General features: G+C 62.3%; 2 protein-coding genes and 2 pseudogenes. 3 read left to right on the top strand and 1 reads right to left on the bottom strand.

All coding sequences use genetic code 11. The annotated features are described in order from the left end of the window. From A2I95_RS31965 to A2I95_RS31955, 3 genes and pseudogenes are all read left to right on the top strand, one after another. A pseudogene (locus tag A2I95_RS31965) lies at window positions 1-238 on the top strand (amino acid ABC transporter permease); the annotation flags it as partial. A 12-nt stretch (window positions 239-250) separates the two neighbouring features. Continuing rightward, the gene (locus A2I95_RS31960) at window positions 251-595 is read left to right on the top strand and encodes a carboxymuconolactone decarboxylase family protein (RefSeq protein ID WP_291736310.1); all 345 of its coding nucleotides are present in this window, start codon (window positions 251-253) and stop codon (window positions 593-595) included. Continuing rightward, window positions 592-1,641 (top strand): aromatic ring-hydroxylating dioxygenase subunit alpha, encoded by a 1,050-nt coding sequence (locus A2I95_RS31955; protein ID WP_291736308.1) that lies wholly within the window; start codon window positions 592-594, stop codon window positions 1,639-1,641. The genes A2I95_RS31960 and A2I95_RS31955 overlap by 4 nt, the downstream gene beginning before the upstream one ends. A 74-nt stretch (window positions 1,642-1,715) precedes the next feature. Here the strand turns inward: A2I95_RS31955 and A2I95_RS31950 are convergent. Beyond that, window positions 1,716-2,357 (bottom strand): annotated as a pseudogene (locus tag A2I95_RS31950) (hypothetical protein); the annotation flags it as partial.

Raw genomic sequence — 2,357 nt, 5'->3', positions numbered from 1 at the left:
CCGCCGCATCCTGCCGCCGCTGGCCAACCAGTTCATCTACATCGTCAAGATGAGCGCCTTTGCCTCTGTCATCGGCATGCAGGAACTGACCCGGCGCGCCAATGAACTGGTGGTCAGCGAATACCGCCCGCTGGAAATCTACACCCTGCTGATCCTGGAATATCTGGTGCTGGTGCTGATCATCAGCGCCGGCGTGCGCTGGCTGGAACGCCGCATGGGATCGGACGAAAGAGGCTGAGGAGAGACAAACATGGATTGGAAGACCTTCATGGCCGAGACCGAGGCCAACATCGGCACTTTCTCCAAAGAAGTGCCGGACACCGTGCGTGGCTTCGGCACCATGGGCCAGGCTGCCAAGAAAGATGGTGCGCTCAGCGAGAAGACCAAGGAGTTCATCGCCCTTGGCATCGCCATCGCCACTCGCTGCGACAGTTGCATCGGCTTTCATGTGCGGTCCCTGGTGCGGCTGGGTGCCACCCGCGGGGAACTGAGCGAGGCGCTCGCGATGGCCACCTATATGGGCGGCGGGCCTTCCTATGCCTACAGCGCCAAAGCGCTGAAAGCCTTTGATGTATTCTCAGAGGGGCAGCCATGAGACCGGATCTGATCGGCGGCGAAGGTTATGTGCGGAACTGCTGGTATGTGGCAGGGCGCAGCGAGGATTTCGGGCGCGAGCTGACCCCGCTGACCATGCTGGAAGAGCAGATCGTGATCTACCGCGACACCAAGGGTGCTGCCATCGCGCTGGAGGACGCCTGCCCGCACCGCAAACTGCCCCTGTCACGCGGCACCATCGAGGGCGACCACGTGGTCTGCGGCTATCACGGTCTGACCTTTGACTGCAGCGGCGAATGCGTGATTGCCCCGACCCAGCTCGACAACCCGCCGCGCCGCGCTGCCGTGCATTCCTACCCGGCCGAGGACCGCTGGGGGTTTCTGTGGCTGTGGATGGGCGATCCGGATCAGGCGGACCGGGGCCGGATCATCGACATTCCGAACTTCGACAATCCGTCCTGGGGCAAGACGCAGAAGGGCGCGATGGAGATAGCCTGCCACTATCTCTATATCACCGACAACCTGTTAGACCCCAGCCATGTGGCCTGGGTGCATCTGACCTCATTCGCCGGGGCCGGAACCGACAACCGCCCGCTGGACCTGGAAGAAACACAGGATGGCGTCATCGTCTCCCGCTGGGTGCTGGATGAGGCACCGCCGCCCTATTACAAACCGATGTTGCCCTTCGGTCCCGCTTGCGACCGCAAGCAGCATTACGAATGCCGCCTGCCCGCCACCGCGATCAACATGTCGGTCTATGCGCCCAAGGGCGAAGGCGGCAAGGATGTGCCCCTGTCGCCCAATGCCTTCGTCAACATCTCCTATAACTTCATCACCCCGGTGGACGCCGGGCGATCGCGCTATTTTTGGTTCCAGCATCGCAATATGCATGCGGAGGATGCGGCGATGTCGCAGCGTATGTTCGAGGGCGCCATCATGGCCTTTACCGAGGACAAGGACGTGCTGGAATATGTCCAGACCGGCATGGCAAAACGCAAGACGCCCTATATCAACCTTGGCTTGGATGCAGGCGCGATGCGCTTCCGCACCCGCGTTGCCCGGCAGATCAAGTCCGAGGCCGGCTGAAAAAGAAGCCGTTTCCCTGCGAGGGAAACGGCCATGGAAAATCGATTTTTCATGGCTGAAATCCGCGCCGGATTTCAGCTGGCGAGCCGCCCGCCCGGTCCCTGCCCTACCGCTTGCGCAGGTGCGTCAAACACCGCCTTGATGCAGGGGAATTGCGCCAGAACTTCCGTCCCGCCCGGCACCAGATGCGGGTCGAACACACCGTCTTTCCAGACTGCTGCGCCATCCATCTCAATCGTCGGGTCCAGCACGTTCAGCGAAATCTCCCCCGGCGCGTAATGCCCGCAAGTGTGGAAATGCATCAGCCGCGGATTGCCAAAGGCCGCGCCGCTCCAGCGCTCGAAATTCTCTGCCGCCGCCATGCCATAGGCACAGCCCGGGTGGATGCCGGCATGCCAGGAATGCATGGTCATCGGATCCAGACCGAACTGCTTCCCCACTTTGGCGTAATGCATCCGGGCGCAATGCACGTCCCTTTCGTGGCCCTCGAACCTCTCCAGCACGCTGCCGCGGAAATGCACCGCAAGCGGTTCGCGCAGACCGCAGCCGTAGGGGTCATAGAATTTCGAGCCGGTCCCGACCAGGAACCCGTCCTGCATGACCACGCCCGAAAACCCCTGCGCCGGCACCGGCGCAAAGACCGACATCGGGAACCGCGTCACCGACACATCCGCAGCACCCGACTTGGGATAGGCCGCACCCGGCCCGCTGAAATC

Source organism: Leisingera sp. F5 (assembly GCF_001593695.1).
Note: the sequence above shows the minus strand (reverse complement) of the source record. Positions and strands in the feature narration are given on the sequence as shown.